This is a genomic window from Curtobacterium sp. AC273 (assembly GCF_979253735.1).
Map to the genome: position 1 here is coordinate 316,857 of NZ_CEEDDU010000005.1, position 16,155 is coordinate 333,011.

At 72.1% G+C, this 16,155-nt stretch carries 14 protein-coding genes and 8 pseudogenes; 12 read left to right on the top strand and 10 right to left on the bottom strand.

Features of this window, described 5'->3' with window-relative positions:
• The first annotated feature begins 74 nt into the window (after positions 1-74).
• From ACZ8AI_RS08875 to ACZ8AI_RS08885, 3 genes and pseudogenes are all read left to right on the top strand, one after another.
• A complete protein-coding gene (locus tag ACZ8AI_RS08875; protein ID WP_464857958.1) occupies positions 75-968 on the top strand; it encodes a metallophosphoesterase in 894 nt (297 codons plus the stop codon).
• Between the two features lie 326 nt (positions 969-1,294).
• Positions 1,295-1,363: pseudogene (locus ACZ8AI_RS08880) on the top strand (hypothetical protein); the annotation flags it as partial.
• A 229-nt stretch (positions 1,364-1,592) separates the two neighbouring features.
• Positions 1,593-2,141, top strand: coding sequence for a zinc-binding dehydrogenase (locus tag ACZ8AI_RS08885; protein ID WP_464857959.1), 549 nt, complete (start codon positions 1,593-1,595; stop codon positions 2,139-2,141).
• A gap of 16 nt (positions 2,142-2,157) precedes the next feature.
• On the opposite strand, the pseudogene ACZ8AI_RS08890 reads toward ACZ8AI_RS08885, so the two are convergent.
• The 4 genes and pseudogenes from ACZ8AI_RS08890 to ACZ8AI_RS08905 all read right to left on the bottom strand — a co-directional run bounded on the left by ACZ8AI_RS08890 (position 2,158) and on the right by ACZ8AI_RS08905 (position 5,150).
• Positions 2,158-2,909, bottom strand: a pseudogene (locus ACZ8AI_RS08890) (ABC transporter permease).
• A 153-nt stretch (positions 2,910-3,062) separates the two neighbouring features.
• A complete protein-coding gene (locus ACZ8AI_RS08895; protein WP_464857960.1) occupies positions 3,063-4,049 on the bottom strand; it encodes an ABC transporter ATP-binding protein in 987 nt (328 codons plus the stop codon).
• Between the two features lie 17 nt (positions 4,050-4,066).
• Positions 4,067-4,192, bottom strand: a complete 126-nt coding sequence (locus ACZ8AI_RS08900; protein ID WP_464857961.1) for a hypothetical protein — start codon at positions 4,190-4,192, stop codon at positions 4,067-4,069.
• 106 nt (positions 4,193-4,298) lie between these two features.
• Positions 4,299-5,150 carry a LolA family protein gene (locus ACZ8AI_RS08905; protein WP_464857962.1) on the bottom strand — a complete coding sequence of 284 codons (852 nt, stop codon included), beginning with the start codon at positions 5,148-5,150 and terminating at the stop codon, positions 4,299-4,301.
• A 191-nt stretch (positions 5,151-5,341) separates the two neighbouring features.
• Here ACZ8AI_RS08905 and ACZ8AI_RS08910 point away from each other — a divergent pair.
• Together ACZ8AI_RS08910 and ACZ8AI_RS08915 are read left to right on the top strand one after the other, a co-directional pair.
• Positions 5,342-6,003: pseudogene (locus ACZ8AI_RS08910) on the top strand (FGGY family carbohydrate kinase); the annotation flags it as partial.
• A 171-nt stretch (positions 6,004-6,174) separates the two neighbouring features.
• Positions 6,175-6,810: a xylulokinase gene (locus tag ACZ8AI_RS08915; protein WP_464858141.1), complete on the top strand. Its 636-nt coding sequence runs from the start codon at positions 6,175-6,177 to the stop codon at positions 6,808-6,810.
• A 173-nt stretch (positions 6,811-6,983) separates the two neighbouring features.
• Here ACZ8AI_RS08915 and ACZ8AI_RS08920 read toward each other — a convergent pair.
• From ACZ8AI_RS08920 to ACZ8AI_RS08940, 5 genes and pseudogenes are all read right to left on the bottom strand, one after another.
• A pseudogene (locus ACZ8AI_RS08920) lies at positions 6,984-7,430 on the bottom strand (ribose-5-phosphate isomerase); the annotation flags it as partial.
• A pseudogene (locus ACZ8AI_RS08925) lies at positions 7,427-9,165 on the bottom strand (dihydroxyacetone kinase family protein). The pseudogenes ACZ8AI_RS08920 and ACZ8AI_RS08925, both read right to left, overlap by 4 nt.
• Positions 9,166-9,254: 89 nt before the next feature.
• Positions 9,255-10,133, bottom strand: coding sequence for an MFS transporter (locus ACZ8AI_RS08930; RefSeq protein WP_464857963.1), 879 nt, complete (start codon positions 10,131-10,133; stop codon positions 9,255-9,257).
• Positions 10,033-10,602: an MFS transporter gene (locus tag ACZ8AI_RS08935; protein WP_464857964.1), complete on the bottom strand. Its 570-nt coding sequence runs from the start codon at positions 10,600-10,602 to the stop codon at positions 10,033-10,035. The genes ACZ8AI_RS08930 and ACZ8AI_RS08935 overlap by 101 nt, the downstream gene beginning before the upstream one ends.
• Before the next feature lie 29 nt (positions 10,603-10,631).
• Positions 10,632-11,744, bottom strand: coding sequence for an alcohol dehydrogenase catalytic domain-containing protein (locus tag ACZ8AI_RS08940; RefSeq protein WP_464857965.1), 1,113 nt, complete (start codon positions 11,742-11,744; stop codon positions 10,632-10,634).
• Positions 11,745-11,852: 108 nt separating this feature from the next.
• Between ACZ8AI_RS08940 and ACZ8AI_RS08945 the strand changes: the two genes are divergently transcribed.
• The 6 genes and pseudogenes from ACZ8AI_RS08945 (at position 11,853) to ACZ8AI_RS08970 (ending at position 13,685) form a co-directional block, all read left to right on the top strand.
• A complete protein-coding gene (locus ACZ8AI_RS08945) occupies positions 11,853-11,984 on the top strand; it encodes a hypothetical protein (RefSeq protein WP_464857966.1) in 132 nt (43 codons plus the stop codon).
• Between the two features lie 20 nt (positions 11,985-12,004).
• A pseudogene (locus tag ACZ8AI_RS08950) lies at positions 12,005-12,232 on the top strand (SDR family NAD(P)-dependent oxidoreductase); the annotation flags it as partial.
• 73 nt (positions 12,233-12,305) lie between these two features.
• A pseudogene (locus tag ACZ8AI_RS08955) lies at positions 12,306-12,470 on the top strand (SDR family NAD(P)-dependent oxidoreductase); the annotation flags it as partial.
• 119 nt (positions 12,471-12,589) lie between these two features.
• Positions 12,590-12,670: a hypothetical protein gene (locus tag ACZ8AI_RS08960; protein ID WP_464858142.1), complete on the top strand. Its 81-nt coding sequence runs from the start codon at positions 12,590-12,592 to the stop codon at positions 12,668-12,670.
• 53 nt (positions 12,671-12,723) lie between these two features.
• The gene (locus ACZ8AI_RS08965; protein ID WP_464858163.1) at positions 12,724-13,386 is read left to right on the top strand and encodes a sugar-binding transcriptional regulator; all 663 of its coding nucleotides are present in this window, start codon (positions 12,724-12,726) and stop codon (positions 13,384-13,386) included.
• Entirely contained in the window at positions 13,293-13,685 is a 393-nt protein-coding gene (locus ACZ8AI_RS08970; RefSeq protein ID WP_464858143.1) for a sugar-binding domain-containing protein, read from the top strand. Before ACZ8AI_RS08965 ends, ACZ8AI_RS08970 begins: the two co-directional genes overlap by 94 nt.
• Positions 13,686-13,758: 73 nt before the next feature.
• Here ACZ8AI_RS08970 and ACZ8AI_RS08975 read toward each other — a convergent pair whose 3' ends face one another.
• A complete protein-coding gene (locus ACZ8AI_RS08975; RefSeq protein WP_464857967.1) occupies positions 13,759-14,064 on the bottom strand; it encodes a DinB family protein in 306 nt (101 codons plus the stop codon).
• Between the two features lie 424 nt (positions 14,065-14,488).
• Here ACZ8AI_RS08975 and ACZ8AI_RS08980 point away from each other — a divergent pair.
• A pseudogene (locus tag ACZ8AI_RS08980) lies at positions 14,489-16,111 on the top strand (MFS transporter).
• Positions 16,112-16,155 lie beyond the last annotated feature (44 nt).

A 16,155-nucleotide genomic window follows, 5' to 3' on the forward strand; every position in this document is an offset into this window, starting at 1 on the left:
TCCCTCGACCACGCCGGTGCCGCGCAGCGCCCGACGCGACGGCACCAGGCAACGCCAACCCGTGCGGAATGGTGGTGGCCGCATGCAGCCCGCCCGCACCGGGGACCCTCCGTGTCCTCCACCTCTCCGACACCCACCTGACCGGCGACGGCGCCCTCCACCAGGGGTCCGTCGACACCACGGCAGCCCTCGAGAGCGTCCTCGCCCGGGTCGACGACGTGCCCGGCGTGGGGGTGGTCATCGTGTCCGGCGACGTCTCCGAGGACGGCTCCGCGGAGTCCTACGCCGCGGTCCTCGAACGGGTCGGCGGCTGGGCGGAGCGGCATGGCGCGGCGCTCGTCACCGTGCCGGGCAACCACGACCTCCGCGAGGCGTTCCGTCAGTGCTGGCGAACGGCCACGTCCTCGGCGAGGGTGGGACGCGGCTCATGCACAACGATGGAGTACCTCCCGCCGACGGTCCCGGTGTCGGGGCAGTCGCTCGTCGCCGGCCGTCGGATCGTCACGGTCGACACGAGCGTCCCCGGGGCCGGGTACGGCGAGATCGACGAGACCTCGCTCGAGCGCCTGCGGACGGCGCTCGCCGGGGAGCCCGCGCCGCACGGCACCGTCGTCGTCCTGCACCACCCGCCGCTGCCGGCACTGACCGCCCTGCACGAGGCGCTGCGGTGCTCCGGAACCCGGGCGCGCTCGCCGACGCGATCCGCGACCTCGACGTCCGCGTGGTCCTCGCCGGCCACTACCACCACCACTTCGCCGGGGCCCTCGCCGGTGTGCCGGTCCTCGTCGCCCCGGGCGTCGCGAACGACACCGACGTCGCGGGACCCTGGTCCGAAGAAGCAGCCTTCGTCGACTCGGGTGCGCTCGTCGTCGACCTCGGCGAGGACGGCTCCGTCTCGGTCGACCCCGGTCCGGTACCCCGGACGGACGCCGACCGGCTGGCGTTCCGCTTCGACGCCGAGACGGTGACCCGCATCATCGAGGCGTCGACCGGCCGCTGACCCGGGTACCCCGCGCGTTCGGGTTGCATCCGGGAACTCCGAGTAGGCGGGTGGCACCTCTCCAGCGAAGGAGCACCCCATGCGGATCGGCAGTGCAGTCCAGTACGACCGGTACGGCGACTTCGACGTCGTCGAGCTCGTCCCCCAGGAACGTCCGGAGCCCGGACCCGGCGACGTCGTCGTCGAGATCATCGCGGCCGGCCTGAACCACGTGGAGCGCTTCCTCCGCGAGGGACGGTTGCAGGACCACATCGAACTCGCGTTCCCGGCGCACCAGGCGTCGACTTCGCCGGCATCGTCCGGGCGAAGGGCAAGGAGGTCAAGGGGATCCGCGTCGGTGACGAGGTGATGGGCCACGCTCCGGACGGCGGGGCGCACGCCACCTGGATCCGGGTGCCGCGCGAGGCCGTCATCCCGAAGCCGACGCACGTCGGGTGGGAGGTCGCCGGCGGCCTGTACCTGGCGGGGTGCACCGCGGTGACGATCGTCCGCGACCTCAAGCTCGGACCCCGACGACACCGTCGTCATCAGCGCCGCCGCGGGCGGTGTCGGGCACATCGAGTGCCAGCTCGCCCACGACGCCGGCGCGACCGTGATCGCCCTCGGCAGCGCGCGGAACCACGACTACCTCCGGCAGATCGGCACGCTGCCCGTCGTCTACGGCGACGGCGAGGAGGCCCGTATCCGCGAGATCGCCGACGGTCGGCCGATCACCGCGTTCATCGACAACCACGGGGACGCACCTCGAAGGCCCTGGCGGGGACTACTCGGCATCGACGACAAGCGGTACGTGTCGTCCGAGGAGCGCCGCGACGTGGAGATCCGGTACCTGCGTGCCCCGGCCGGCGACCAGGAGGCGATGGAGAACCTGACCATGCTCGCCAAGGCCGTGGAGGACCGCCGGGTCCAGATCCTCATCTCCGGCTACTACCCGTTCGAGTACATCGTCGACGCGTACGAGGACCTGGCCGAGATGCACTCCCGCGGCAAGGTCGTCGTCGGCATGCAGCCCGTCGAGACCGGGGCACGGCTGGACTGGTACCGGTCCGAGAAGGCCCGGGACCTGCGCGACCGGTACGCCGATGAACGCGGCAGCGACACCGAGACGATGGCCGGCGGATCGGCGAGCCCCGCGAGCTGACCGTCGGGCCGGCGGCTCAGCTCAGGATGTCCTTCGTGGCGAACCGGCTGTACGCCAACGCGCCGAACACCACGACGTAGCCGAGTTGCAGCAGGGCGTTCGACCCGAACGAGTCGAACGCGATCGGGTCGCGCAGCAGGTCGCCGAAGCCGAGCCACTGGTGCGAGAACAGGAACGGGTGCAACCAGTCGAGCTGCGGCAGCTGGTCGAGCACCTGCGAGGCGCCGGCGAGCACGACCGTCGCGGCCATCGCCCCGACGGGCACGCTCGTCAGGGTCGAGGCGAACAGTCCGATCGCGGACAGCCCGAGCATCGACAGCGTGACGTAGAGCGCCAGGAGCAGTGCCCGGCCGGCGTAGGACCAGCCGTCGACCTGCGTGCCGGACAGCAGGGTCACAGGACCGGGATCGGGAACAGCACCGCGCCGATCGCCGCACCGACGAGCACGATCAGCAGCGTCGCCGCCAGGCAGAACGCCACCGCACCCGCGCGTACTTCACCAGGATGAACCGGACACGCCCCGTCGGCGCGACGAGCAGGTACCGGATGGTGCCGTGGCTCGCCTCACCGCGCGACGGTGTCACCGGCGACGACGCCGACGGTGAGCGGCAGGAACAGGGGGATCGACACCGTCAGCGCGGTGAACGACACGAACAGGCCGTTGTTCGTGATGTCGCCGAGGAACGCGGGGCCGCCACCGTCGCCGCCGGTGGTCAGGCGGATCGCCACGGCGATCAGGATCGGGACGAGCGCGAGGGCTCCGAGCATCGCCCAGGTGCGGCGACGGCGGAAGACGAGGGCCAGCTCGGAGCCGAGCAGTGCGAACGGGCGCGGTCGACGGGCGACGGGGAGTCGGCCGGTCCGGCGGGTGCGACGGCGCTGCGGTCGGCCGCGGGTGCCGTGCCGTCCGCGACGCCGGTCTCAGGCTGCGACATCGAATCCCTCTCCGGTGAGTGCGACGAACAGGTCCTCCAGCGTTCCGCCCCCGACGGTGAGCCCTCGCACCCGGACGTCCGCGCGCACGAGTTCGGCGGTGATGGTCTCGGCGAGGACCTCGTTCGGCAGGTCGGCGACGAGCACGTCGGCACCGCCCTCGTGCCGCGGGGTCAGCCCCAGCCGGGTCAGGACGCTGCCGGCCTGCTCGAGGTCGGGCGTCCGGACGGTGACCGTGCGGGCCCCGGCCGACCGGAGGTCGTCCATCGCCCCCTGCGCCACGAGCTTGCCCGTCCGCATCACGGCGGCGTGCGTGCACACCTGCTCGATCTCGGCGAGCAGGTGACTCGACACGAACACGGTCGTGCCGTCGTCGGCGAGGGAGCGGATGAGGTTGCGGACCTCGCGCGTGCCCTGCGGGTCGAGGCCGTTCGTCGGCTCGTCGAGCACGAGGAGGTCCTGCGGGGCGAGCAACGCGTTGGCGAGGCCGAGCCGCTGCTTCATGCCGAGGGAGTACGCGTGCGCCTTCTTGTCGGCCGCGTGCGTCAGGCCGACGCGGTCGAGGGCACTCGCCACGCGGTCCTTGCGGGTGCGCGGGTCGGACGTGGGGTCGGCGGCGTCGAAGCGGAGCAGGTTGGCCCGGCCGGACAGGTACGGGTAGAACGCCGGCCCCTCGACGAGCGCGCCGACCCGCGGCAGCACGGTGTGCAGGGACCGCGGCATCGACTCGCCGAGCACCTCGATGGTGCCGCCGGTCGCGCTCGACAGCCCGAGCAGCATCCGGATCGTGGTGGTCTTGCCGGACCCGTTCGGGCCGAGGAAGCCGAAGACGGCCCCACGAGGGACGGCGAGGTCGATGCCGTCGACCGCGCGCTGCTTGCGGAAGACCTTCTGGAGGCCCGTGGTGCGGATCGCCAGGTCGGCCGCCGGCACCGGGGCGCTCGCGTCCACGGCGTCCGGTGCGGTCGTGCTCACCCGGTGGTCGTCCGCGCTCACTTCGCCGCGGCGACCAGGGCGGACACCGGCACGGCGCCGGCGAGCACACGGCCGTCGTCGGTCAGGTAGACCGACACGAGCGAGGTCTGCACCGCGCGACCGCCGTCGACCGCCTTCGTCACCTGGCTCAGCAGGCCGGAGGCGTCGGCACCGAGCGAGGACTGGTCGACCGTGCCGGCGGGGAGCTCGGCGATCGTGGCCCAGCCCTTCCCGGTGAACGTCGGCTCGTCACCGGCGACACGCTTGCCGTCGGTCCGGTGGTGGTCGGCGTCGCCCTTCGCGTGGGCGCCGGCGTCGGAGAGGTCCTTCGTCCTCGACCTTGGCGTTCGACGGCGGCGTGAAGTCGAACAGCCGCGCGGCCGGGGCGCCGTAGGACAGGCTCGTGAAGCCGACCTGCACGGCCGGGTCGTCCTGGCCCTTCGCGTCGACCGTGGCGCGGAGCGGCAGGCCGGTCTGCTGGTCGATCGCCAGGCGGACGGTTCCGACGAGGGTGCCCGACGCCTTCGGCGTCAGCGTGATCTGCCAGGCGTCGTGTCCGGCGACGCGGACCTCGGTCGGCTTCGACACCGTCGTGGTGGGCGTGATCCCGTCGACGGCCTGCTTGGCGATCTCGGCCGGGGTGGTCGCGCCGTCGTGCGGCGTGGCGGCGTCCTTCGGCAGGGTGACGTGCGTGGCCGTCCGCTCCTTCGAGTTCCACGTCCAGACGTCGGAGCCGTTGCGGATCAGGTCCTGCTCGGCGAGCTGCTGCGTCAGCTGGACGCGCTGCTTGTCGGCGCCGTCCACGTAGACGCGGGCGGTGTGCGACGAGGTGAGGAGCCCGACGACGTCCGAGGCGTCACCCTCGAGCGAGGATCCGCCGGAGCCGGTGGGGAGCTCGGGCAGCCCGAGGTCGCTCGTCTGCACGAGCTTGCCGGAGTACTGCGCGTCGGAGGACTTCGCGATGCTGGCGATGACGTCGGCGGCGCTCGGGTTCGTCCCCGCGATCGGGTCGTTCGCGGCGTTCGCGATCATCGGCGCGGCGACGGCGCCGGCCACGACGACCGGAGCGATGACTGCTGGCAGCCAGGCTGACTTCTTCATCGGTTTCCCCTCGGTGGAGCATCGGAGTCGGGAGTACGGTACGTCCGGCCCCCGACAGGAGCCTGGGCGTCGCCGTTCCCCCACGATCCCTCCTGCCGCTCCGCCGTGTCGTCCCCCGCGAGGATGACGACGCTCGATCGTTCGTAGACTCGCGGGGACCGACGACGGTCGACAGCGGCGAGGGAGGCGGCATGCGGGCGGTGCTCGGACTGGACATCGGGACGTCGAGCACGAAGGCGTTGCTCGTGCGGATCGACGGCACCGTCATCGCCGAGGCGGGCCGCCCGCACGACGTCGACCGCCCCGAGCAGGGCCTCGTCGAGATGGACGCCGACGTGTGGTGGGAGGAGTTCGTCGCCCTGACGCGCGAGCTGCTCCAGCGCGTCCCGGAGGCCGACGTGGTCGCCGTCGGGGTCAGTGGCATCGGACCCTGCGTGCTCCTCACCGACGACGCCGGCGCACCCTGCGTCCCGCGGTCCTGTACGGCGTCGACACCCGGACGGCGGACATGCTCGCCGACGTCACCGCGGAACTCGGCGGCGAGGGAGCGGTCCGGGAACGCTGCGGTTCGGCACTCACCACGCAGGGGGCCGGTGTGAAGCTCGCGTGGGTCGCCCGGAACGAGCCCGCGGTGTGGGAGCGTGCCGTCCGCTTCACGATGCCGTCGTCCCGCATCGTCGAGCAGCTCACCGGGGAGTACGTCCTCGACCACCACTCGGCGAGCCAGACCACGCCCCTCTACGACGTGCACGAGAACGCCTGGATCCCGGAGTGGTGCGACCTGCTCGCGCCGGGCCTGTCGATGCCGAGGCTCCTGTGGGCAGGTGACCAGGCCGGGTCCGTCACCGACGAGGCGGCCGCGGCCACGGCCTTCCCGGCCGGCATCCCGGTGACCGCCGGCACCATCGACGCGTGGGCCGAGGGCGTGAGCGTCGGCGAGTCCGTGCCGGGCCGGATGTTCCTGCAGTACGGCACCACGATGTTCATGATCGTGCCGACGGAGCAGCCGGTCGCGGTGCCCGGGATGTGGACGACGGTCGGGACGCACCCTGGTCAGCCGAGCGTGTCCGGCGGCACGGCGACCTCGGGAGCGGTGACGGAGTGGCTCCGGCGACTCGTCGACGGGGAGTGGCCGACGATGCTCGACGAGGCCCGGTGCGCCGGGATCGGCGCGAACGGGTTGCTCATGCTGCCGTACTTCGCGGGGGAGCGGACGCCGATCGCCGATCCGGACGCCCGTGGGGTGATCGCCGGGCTCACGGTGCGGCACACCCGCGGCGACCTCTACCGGGCGACGCTCGAGGCGACGGCGTACGCGGTGCGCCACAACCTCGAGGTGCTGCGGGAGGCCGGGGTCGAGGTGCGGGAGCTCGTCGGCGCGGGCGGCGGGCTGCTCGGGCGGCTCTGGCCGACGATCGTCAGTGACGTGACGGGCCTGCCGCAGACGATCCCGACGGTGACCGTGGGCGCGTCCTACGGGTCGGCGTTCCTGGCGGCGGGACTCGTGGCGGACGTCGACGTCCGCGACTGGAACCCGCCGGCGGTCCGCATCGAACCGGACCCGCACGCGACGGCCGCCTACGAGCCCGGGTACCGCGACTACCGCGAGCTGTACGAGACGACGAAGGCGGTCGTGCACCGGCTGGCCGCGCGCAGTTGACGTCGGCGCGACCGCGCTGCGCACAATCGAGGTGAGCCCGAACCACGCGATCACGTGGTTCGGGCTCACCTCGGTTGTGCAGAACGGCTCCGCGCCGCGCCGAAGCGCCGCGCCGACGCCGAGCCGACGCGTCCGCTGCTACGCCTGCGCGTCGACGCCGGCGGGGCGCTGCCGTCGTACTCGCAGATCGCCTGGACCTTCTCGGCACTCGCCGACGAGGTGTCGAACTCGTACCCGAGCCACTCCTTCGCCAGGCGTCGTGCGAGCTCCACGCCGATGACCCGCTGCCCCATGCAGAGCACCTGGGCGTCGTTCGAGAGCACCGAGCGCTCGACGCTGTACGAGTCGTGCGCCGTCACGGCCCGGATGCCGGGGACCTTGTTCGCGCTGATCGCGACGCCGAGGCCGGTCCCGCAGATCAGGATCGCGCGGTCGGCCTCGCCGTTCGCGACGAGCCGGGCGGCGTCGACGGCGACGTGCGGGTACGCGGTGTGCCCGTCGGCGTCGACCCCGACGTCCTGCACCGACGAGACCCGCGGGTCCGCCTGCAGGTCCTGCTTGATGATCTCCTTGTAGTCGTACCCGGCATCGTCCGAGCCGATCACGAGACGGTACGTCATGCGTTCACACCTTCCTGTTCTGCACGGGCGGCGAGGACCTCGCCGACCCGCGTGAGGATCATCCCCATCGAGGTGGCGCCCGCGTCGGGCGTCCCCAGGCTCTTCTCCGCCAGCGGCCGGGCACGCCCGACCTTCGGCTTGAGGTCGGCGGGTCGCCGCGGCCTGTTCGACCGCGACGCGCGCCGCCGTCTCCCACGCTGCCACCAACGGGGCGCCGCCGTCGACCGCGCTTCGCAGTTCGTCCACGAACGGCAACAGGGCATCGAGCAGCGTCTTGTCCCCACGGGACGCTCCGCCGAGGTGCACGATCGAGTCGGCGAAGGCCTGTGCGGCCTCGACCACGTCGCCCGGTCCGTAGGACGGACGGTCGTCGCCGAGCGAGCGGCCGAAGGCCTCGAGTGCTGCACCCCACAGGACCCCGGAGGTGCCACCGGCGAACTCGGCCCACGCGTCACCGGCGCGTCCGAGGACGAAGGCGACCCCCGCCTCCTGGCCGGCGCGGTCGACCGCCCCGCGGGCCGCGCCGATCCCCTTGACCATGCCGCGTCCGTGGTCGCCGTCGCCGGCGACCGCGTCGATGCGGCCGAGTTCCTCCTCGTGGTCGCGGAGGAGCGCGTCGACGGCCTCGACGGCGGCGCGCGCCGTCCCCGCAGCCCGCCTGGAGGCATCGGTCGCGTCCGGCACGACGGTCGCCTCGTCCTCGGCGACGTCCACGGCGTCGGCCGGCACGAGCGCGGCGACCGGCGCCGCCACCTTGCGGTACGCCGGCGTGTACGCGTCGGCCCGCCACAGCGTCTCGAGCTCGTCGTCGAGCCACTGCAGGGTCAGCGAGCAGCCGCCCATGTCGAGGCTCGTGACGAGTTCGCCGACCTCGGGTTCGACGACCTCGACCCCGGCGTCCTGCAGCAGCGGGAGGATGCGACCCCAGAGCAGGAACAGCTCCTCGTACTTGGTGTCGCCGAGGCCGTTGAGGATCGGTGCGACCCGGGTGCCGGCGGCCGGGCCGGATCGGCGAGGAGTCGCGACACGAGCAGGTCGGCGAGGTCGGTCGCGCGGAGGAGGGGGACGTCCTCGATGCCGGGTTCGCCGTGGATGCCGAGCCCGAGTCCCAGGTGCCCCTCGGGCACGGTGAAGAGCGGCTCGGTGGCACCGGGCATCGTGCAGCCGGAGAACGCGACGCCGATCGTGCGGGTCGCCGCGTTCGAGGCGTTCCCGATGCGCTCGACCTCGTCGAGGTCCGACCCGGCAGCAGCCGCCGCGCCCATGGCCTTGAAGACCGAGAAGTCGCCTGCGATGCCCCGGCGCCGCGCCGGCTCCTCGGCCGAGGCGACGTCGTCGGTGACGACCACGATCCGGGTGTCGATGCCCTCGGCACGGAGCCGTTCGGCCGCCAGCCCGAAGTTCATCGTGTCACCGGCGTAGTTGCCGAACGAGAGCACCACGCCCTTGCCCTGGTCGGCGGCCTTGGCGACCGAGACACCTGCGCGGTGGACGGCGAGGTGAAGACGTTGCCGACGACGGCGCCGGTGGCGAAGCCCGGGCCGACGACACCGCAGAAGGCGGGGTAGTGGCCGGAACCGCCGCCGACGACGACCGCGACCTGCGGCTCGGCGCCCTCGGTCGGCAGGCCGACGACGCCGCCGTGGACGCCGCGGACCCGGTCGGCGTAGAGCGCGAGCCAGCCGGCGAGCTGGTCCTCGGCGAACTCGTCGGGGGCGTCGTGGATCGTGGTCATGCGGTGCAGTCCTTCGTGTCGGTGGTGTGGCTCGCGGGACGAGCCGGTGGTGCACCGGGCGACGACGGGACGGCGTCGTCGCCCGGAACTCAGTGTGCTCGGTCCGCCTTCGGGGCCGGTCGGCCGTGGGCACCCGTCGGGCCCTGGGGCACCCGGAGGAAGTGGATCATCACGAACGCGCAGGCGTAGAGCCCGACGAACGTCCACGTGACGGCCTGTCCGCCACCGCCGAGGGCGAGGACGGCGGCCACGACACCGGTGCCGAGGAACGCGGCGCCACCCGCCGCGGTCGTGTACATCGCCATCGCAGCGCCCTTGTGCTCGGGTGCGAGTGCCGGCATGATCGCGCCCATCGGGACGAAGCCGGCGAGCAGGCAGCCGAACACGCAGCCGGCGATCACGGAGAGCACGTAGCCCCAGGTCGAACCGGCGGGGACGAGCTGCGGGACGTACCACCAGGCGACGAGCCCGACGGCGGAGCCGACGATGCCGAACCACTTCACGGTGCGCTGCCAGCCGATCTTGTCGCCGACCCAGCCGAACAGGGCGTTCACGAGGATGTTCGTGGCGTAGACGCACACCGTCATGAGCAGCCACCGGCTCTGGCCCCAGCCGCGCTCGTTCGCGATCACCGCGGGCAGGACGACGAACATCCCGAACTCGGGTGCGGTGTTGATCAGCCGGACCAGGAAGCCCATCAGGATCTTCGGCCGCGTGACCGTCAGCCGGATGCCGCTCGTCAGGACCCGCCAGGCGCTCTCGTCGGCCGGGGCGATCCGCCGGAACCCGTTGGGGAGCCGGACGCCGAACAGCAGGATGAGGAACCCGATGACGACCAGGCCGATCGACGCGACCATCGCACCCGTCTCACCACCCGTACCGCCGCCGAACACCGGGATGGCGCCGATCGCGAAGAGCGAGCCGAGGGTCGGCAGGCCACCCGTGAAGGCGACGTAGAACCACCCCACCGCGGAACCGTTGCGCTCGACCGGCGTGGTGATGTTCACCCAGACGAGGAACGCGAAGGCGAAGAGCGGGTACCTCGAAGCCGCGGATCGCGTAGGCGACCGCCGCGAAGGGCACGCTGCCGATGCTCAGCGCGAGCAGGAACAGGACCTCGAAGACCACCCACACGGCGAACCCGAGGATCATCACCCGGCGCGGCCCGACCAGGTCGGACAGGGCGCCCGAGACGTAGCTGCCGATGAGGGCGGCGAGGCTGTAGAAGGTGACGATCGTCGCGACCGTGGCCTCGGGGCTGCCGAGGACCGCGACCATGTGCGGGGTGATGAAGTTCGACTCGACGCCGTTGCCGGTCATGAAGACCAGGACGGCGACGAACCCCAGGGCGAGCGGCCGCGGGATGCCCATCCGGTCGAGTCGACCCTCGGTGCGGGGCGTGGTGGCGCCGGTGGCGCGCTGTGTCGTCGTTGACATGCTTGCTGACTCCTGTGGTGGGCTTCGGCTCAGGCCGACAGGGACGGGATGATCGACACCTTGACGCTGGCGCCGGCGGAGTCGCCGACGAGGTCGAGGGCCTCCTGGAACCGCTCGAGCGGGAACTGGTGCGTGCAGATCTCCGACATCGGCAGCGTCCCGGCCTCGAGCAGCTTGATCGCCGCCGGCCAGGTGTGCGGTCCGAGGTGGGCACCGCGGACGTCGAGCTCCTTGTCGTCCGAGATGATCGACCAGTCGACGGACACGTTGTCCTTGAACACCGAGTACTCGACGAAGGTGCCGAGCTTGCGCAGCAGGTTGAGCCCCTGGGGGACCGCCGACGGGTGACCCGTCGCCTCGATGTAGACGTCGGCGCCGTAGCCGTCGGTGAGCTCCTTGACCCGGGCGACCGCGTCGTCCTCCGCGATGTTGATCGTCAGGTCCGCGCCGACCTTGCGGGCGAGCTCGAGCTTCGCGCGTCGACCACGTCGAGCGCGATGATCCGGAGCGGGTTCTTCTGCCGTGCCCCGGCGATGGCGGAGAGGCCGATCGGGCCGGCGCCGGCGATCACCACGGTGTCGCCGAATTTGACGTCGCCGCGCTCGACGGCGTGGAACGCGCAGGACAGCGGCTCGGCGAAGGCGGCGACCTGACCCGGCAGGTCGCTCGACACGGGGTGCGTCAGGGCCTTCGTGGGGCACCAGGACGTACTCGGCCATCGCGCCGTCGTAGCCCTTGAAGCCGAACATGTCGTGGACGTCGCACATCCAGTACGCCCCCTCGAGGCAGTACCGGCACTCCCAGCACGGCACGATCTGCTCGCACGCGATGCGGTCGCCGAGCGAGACCTTCCGCTTGGCCAGGGCGTCGTCGTCGCCGGCGACGATCGTGCCGACGAACTCGTGCCCGGGGATCCGGTCGGTGTCGGCCCAGGCGGGGCGGTTCTCGTCGCCCCAGAACTTCGCGGCACCGTGGTAGCACTTCAGGTCGCTCGCGCAGACGCCGACGGCGTCGGTGCGGAGCAGGAGCTCGCCGGGGCCGGGGGTCGGGACCGGACGGGTCTCGAGGCGGTAGTCCTGGCCGTGGACGACGACGGCGCGCATCGTCTCGGGGATGGTGGTGGTCTCGGTCGTCGTCGACATGATCTGCTCCTCCTCGTTGGGTGGCTTCCGCGACGACTGTACACCGCTCGGAACACTTGTCCAGAACACAATTTCTGGTAGGTTCGGCACGACCGCGAAGGAGCGACCATGACCACCAGCACCGACTTCACCGCTGCCCTCCGTCCGGGCCCGGACACCGTCGACCTGACGAACGACTTCACCGACCGCACCGCGATCGTCACCGGCGGGGCCTCCGGCATCGGCAACGCGATCGGCTAGCACGCACATCGCCGGTCGCGGTGCCCGGGTGGCCGTCTCCTCACGTCCGTGCCGACGGCGCCGCAGCCGCCGCGGCCGAGCTGCCCGAGGTCGCCACGGGCGTCCACGGCGGGTTCGGGTGCGACGTGACGGACGAGGACTCCGTCACCGGCACGGTGGCCGAGGTCGTCGAGCGCTTCGGCCGCGTCGACGTGCTCGTCAACTGCGCCGGCATCGCCGCACTCGCCCCCGCCGAGGACCTCGACGCCGCGACGTGGGCGAAGACCATCGACGTGAACCTCACCGGCACGTACCGCGTCGCGCGAGGCGGTCGGTCGGCACATGCTCGGCGCCGGGTACGGCCGCATCGTGAACATCGCCTCGCAAGCAGCCCACGTCGGCATCGACGGGCACGCGGCCTACTGCGCGTCGAAGGCCGGCGTCACCGGACTCACGCGCGTGCTCGCCCTCGAGTGGGGCGGTCGTGGCGTCACCGTGAACACCGTCTCGCCGACCGTGGTGCTGACCGACCTCGGCCGTGCGGCCTGGGCGAACGAGAACGGACTCCGGCACCAGGACGAGATCCCGACCGCCGCTTCGCCACCCCCGACGAGGTCGCCGCCGCCGTGCTCTTCCTGGCCGGTGCGTCCAGCGCCATGGTCAACGGCACCGACCTCCGGGTGGACGGCGGGTTCGCGATCCGCTGACCGGCGCCCGGACTACGATCACGGTGTCCGATCGAGTCGAAGGGTCCCGCCGCATGTCCTCCGAGAGCACTGCCGGCACGGAGGCTGCCCGACCCGGTCCCCCTCGACACCGTCTACCAGGCGGCGCGGATGTACTACCTCGAGGACGCCACCCAGGTCGAGATCGCGTCACGCTCGGGGTGTCGCGGCCGACCGTCTCGCGGCTCGTCGCCGAGGCCCGGAAGGCCGGGCTCGTCCGCATCGAGGTGGTCGACCCGTTCCAGGACGAGACCGTCGCCCTCGCCGAACGGCTGCAGGTCGTGCTCGGGCTCCGGGCCGTGCACCTCGCCGCCGTCACGCACGCCACCACGCTCGGCGCCGACCTCGCCGGACCGGTCGCGGCCGCCCTCGAGGGCATGGCCCTGGTGCCGGGTGATGCCGTCCTGATGTCGTCCGGGCGCACCGTGCACGACGTCGCGCAGTCCGGCATGCCGCCGCTCGCCGGTGTCCAGCTCGTCCCCACCGTGGGCGGGCAGGCCGACCCGATGCCGTGGTTCCAGACGAACGAGATCACCCGGACCGCGGCCGAGCGCTCGGGGCCATCCCGGCGTTCCTCTTCGCGCAGGCGCTGCCGTCGCCCGCGATGCGGTCCTCGCTCGACGAGGACCCGGCGTTCCAGCACGTCGTCGGCCTGTGGTCGCGGGCCAAGGGAGCGATCCTCGGCATCGGCGCGCTGACCCTGACCCGCGATGCCCTCGCCCGCGGGGTCCCCGTCGAGGACGCCGCGTTCGACCAGGCAGCGGGGGACGTCTGCCTCAACTTCTACGCCGCCGACGGGTCGGCGATCGAGTTCCCCGGCAGTGACCGGATGGTGCGCACCTCGCGCGCGTTGCTCGCCGACGTCCCGCACGCCGTCGGGGTCGCCGTCGGCGCGGCGAAGGTCCCGAGCATCATCGGCGCCGTCCGCGCCGGGCTCGTGAACGAGCTGGTGACGGACGCCGCGACCGCGCGCCCTTGCTGGACACGCTCGCTCTGAGCGGTTCCCACCCGTCGGCCTGGAGAGCGCGGGGCGGCCCCGCCCCGCGCCTCCAGGCCGTCAGCCGGGACGGCTACTGCGTGCGCCGCACGTCCCACAGGTGGTGCACCGGGTCGTGCGCGTAGTAGGTCGCGAGGGTGGCGACCGTGAAGGCGCTGCCGTCGGACCGGAGGCCGGTGCGCTCGAGCTGGTCGTCGCGGACGTCGTCGAACGCCCGTGCCGCACGGTGTGCGGCCTCGCCGAGTTCGCGGGCCACCGTTGCCGGGTCCTGCTCGCCGTAGCGGTCATCGACCGCCGTCCGGTCCTGGTCCCAGTTCGCGAACGTCGGGGCGTCCTCGGCGAGCATGAGCCCGAGCCGTTCGGCCATCTTCCGGTGCACGTCGCGGACGTGGGCGCCGTACTCCAGCGGTGACCAGGCGTGGTCGTCAGGATCGCTCGTGCACGTCGTCGCGGCCGAGCACCGCGGGCCACGCCGCCGCGTTCGCCTCGATGATCCCCGGCACGTCGCGGATCGTCACTCGTCCTGCCGTCGTAGCCGCACTCCGGGCACGCGGTCTCGATGACCCAGGTCCAGTTCTTCGTCTCGGGTTCGATCGCCATGTCGCCGATGTTATGGCCTCGTTACCGTCGTGGCCGCTTCCGCACGGGCGTGCGGATCGGGAGCGACCCCTGTTCGGGTGACACGCCGTTCCCTGAGAATCACCGGCCAATGACATTTCGGTTGCTCGGTAACGTCGCTGGCTGTTCCGGGCCGGTACCGATCCAGCCCGCTACCCCCCACCCCCCCCCCCGAGGAGAGACGAATGGGTTCCGATCCCAGCAGTACCAACACCCGACCGCACCGACGGCTGCGCGAGAGCGACGTCACCGTGGTCGACAAGAGCATGATGCGGCGGGCCGTCAGCGGCATGGTCGTCGGCAACACCATGGAGTGGTACGACGTCGGCGTGTACGGCTACCTGGCCGTCACGATGGGGAGGGTCTTCCTCCCCACCGCGGAACCGGCGGTGCAGATCCTGTTCAGCCTCGGAGTCTTCGCCGCGACCTACATCGCGCGCCCGCTCGGCGGCATCGTCTTCGGGCGGCTCGGGGACCGCATCGGTCGCCAGAAGGTCCTCGCGACGACGCTCATCATGATGGCGGCGTCGACGTTCCTGATCGGGGCACTGCCCGCCTACGCGACGATCGGGGTGTTCGCGCCGATCGTCCTGGTCGTGCTGAAGCTCGCGCAGGGCTTCTCGACCGGCGGTGAGTACGGCCGGGGCCACCACGTTCGTCACCGAGTACGCGCCGGACCGTCGCCGCGGGTTCTTCGCGAGCATCCTCGACTTCGGCAGCTACCTCGGCTTCGCGCTCGGCGCTGTTCGTCGTCTCCGTGCTGGCTGATCACCCTCGGTGACGAGGCCATGACCGCCTACGGCTGGCGCTTCCCGTTCCTCGCAGCCGGGGTCATCGGCGTCGTCGCGATCTGGTTCCGCCTGCGCATCGAGGAGTCCCCGGTGTTCCAGGCCACCCAGGCCGCGCAGGAGGCCGCGACGGCGACCCGTGCGTCCTTCGGCGAGGACGAGCGTCCGGCGAACGTCCTCGCCATGGTCCGGCAGCACTGGCGCCCGATCGTCATCGCCGTGATGCTCGTCGCCGCGTCGAACACCGTCGGCTACGCGCTCACCTCGTACATGCCGACGTACCTCACCGACGCGCTCGGGTACTCCGCGCGCTCGACGGCACGCTGCTGACGATCCCGGTGCTCGTCCTGTTGGCGCTGATGCTGCCCCTGACCGGCAAGCTCTCCGACCGCCTCGGTCGCCGCGTCGTGATGTGGATCGGCGCCGCCACCACCGTCGTGCTCGTGGTGCCGGCGTTCCTGCTCATCGGCCACGGCGAGCAGTGGTCCACCCTCGCCGGACTCGGGCTGCTCGCCCTGATGACCGCGCTCTGGGTGTTGAACCAGGCCGCGTCGCTGCCCGCGCTCTTCCCGACCTCGACGCGGTACGGCGGCATGGGCTTCGCCTACAACATCGCGATCGCGGTGTTCGGCGGCACGACGCCCTCATCGTGCAGGCGCTGCTCACCGCGACGGGCGACGACCTCGCGCCGGCGTACTTCCTGATGGCGATGAGCGTCGTCGGGGCGATCGGGGTCTTCTGCATGAAGGAGTCCTCGAAGCGTCCGCTGCCCGGGTCGATGCCGGCGGTGGAGACCGAGGACGAGCCCGCGAGCTCGTGCTGACGCAGGACACCAACCCGAACCTCGACCTGGGGGACCTGCCGTTCGCGGCGCAGGACGCTGCGGCTGCGGCCGCGCGCGAGGCCGAGGGCGTGCCGCGCGCTGACGCTGGGGGTCGTGCGGGTCGGTCGCTGCTGACGGTGCCGGACCCCGGAACGACGAGGTCGGTGTCGTACGACATCGGCCTCGTCGTTCGTTAACGCGCGGTCCGTCGCGCCCCGGGAGGAACGACACCGTCGTGCGT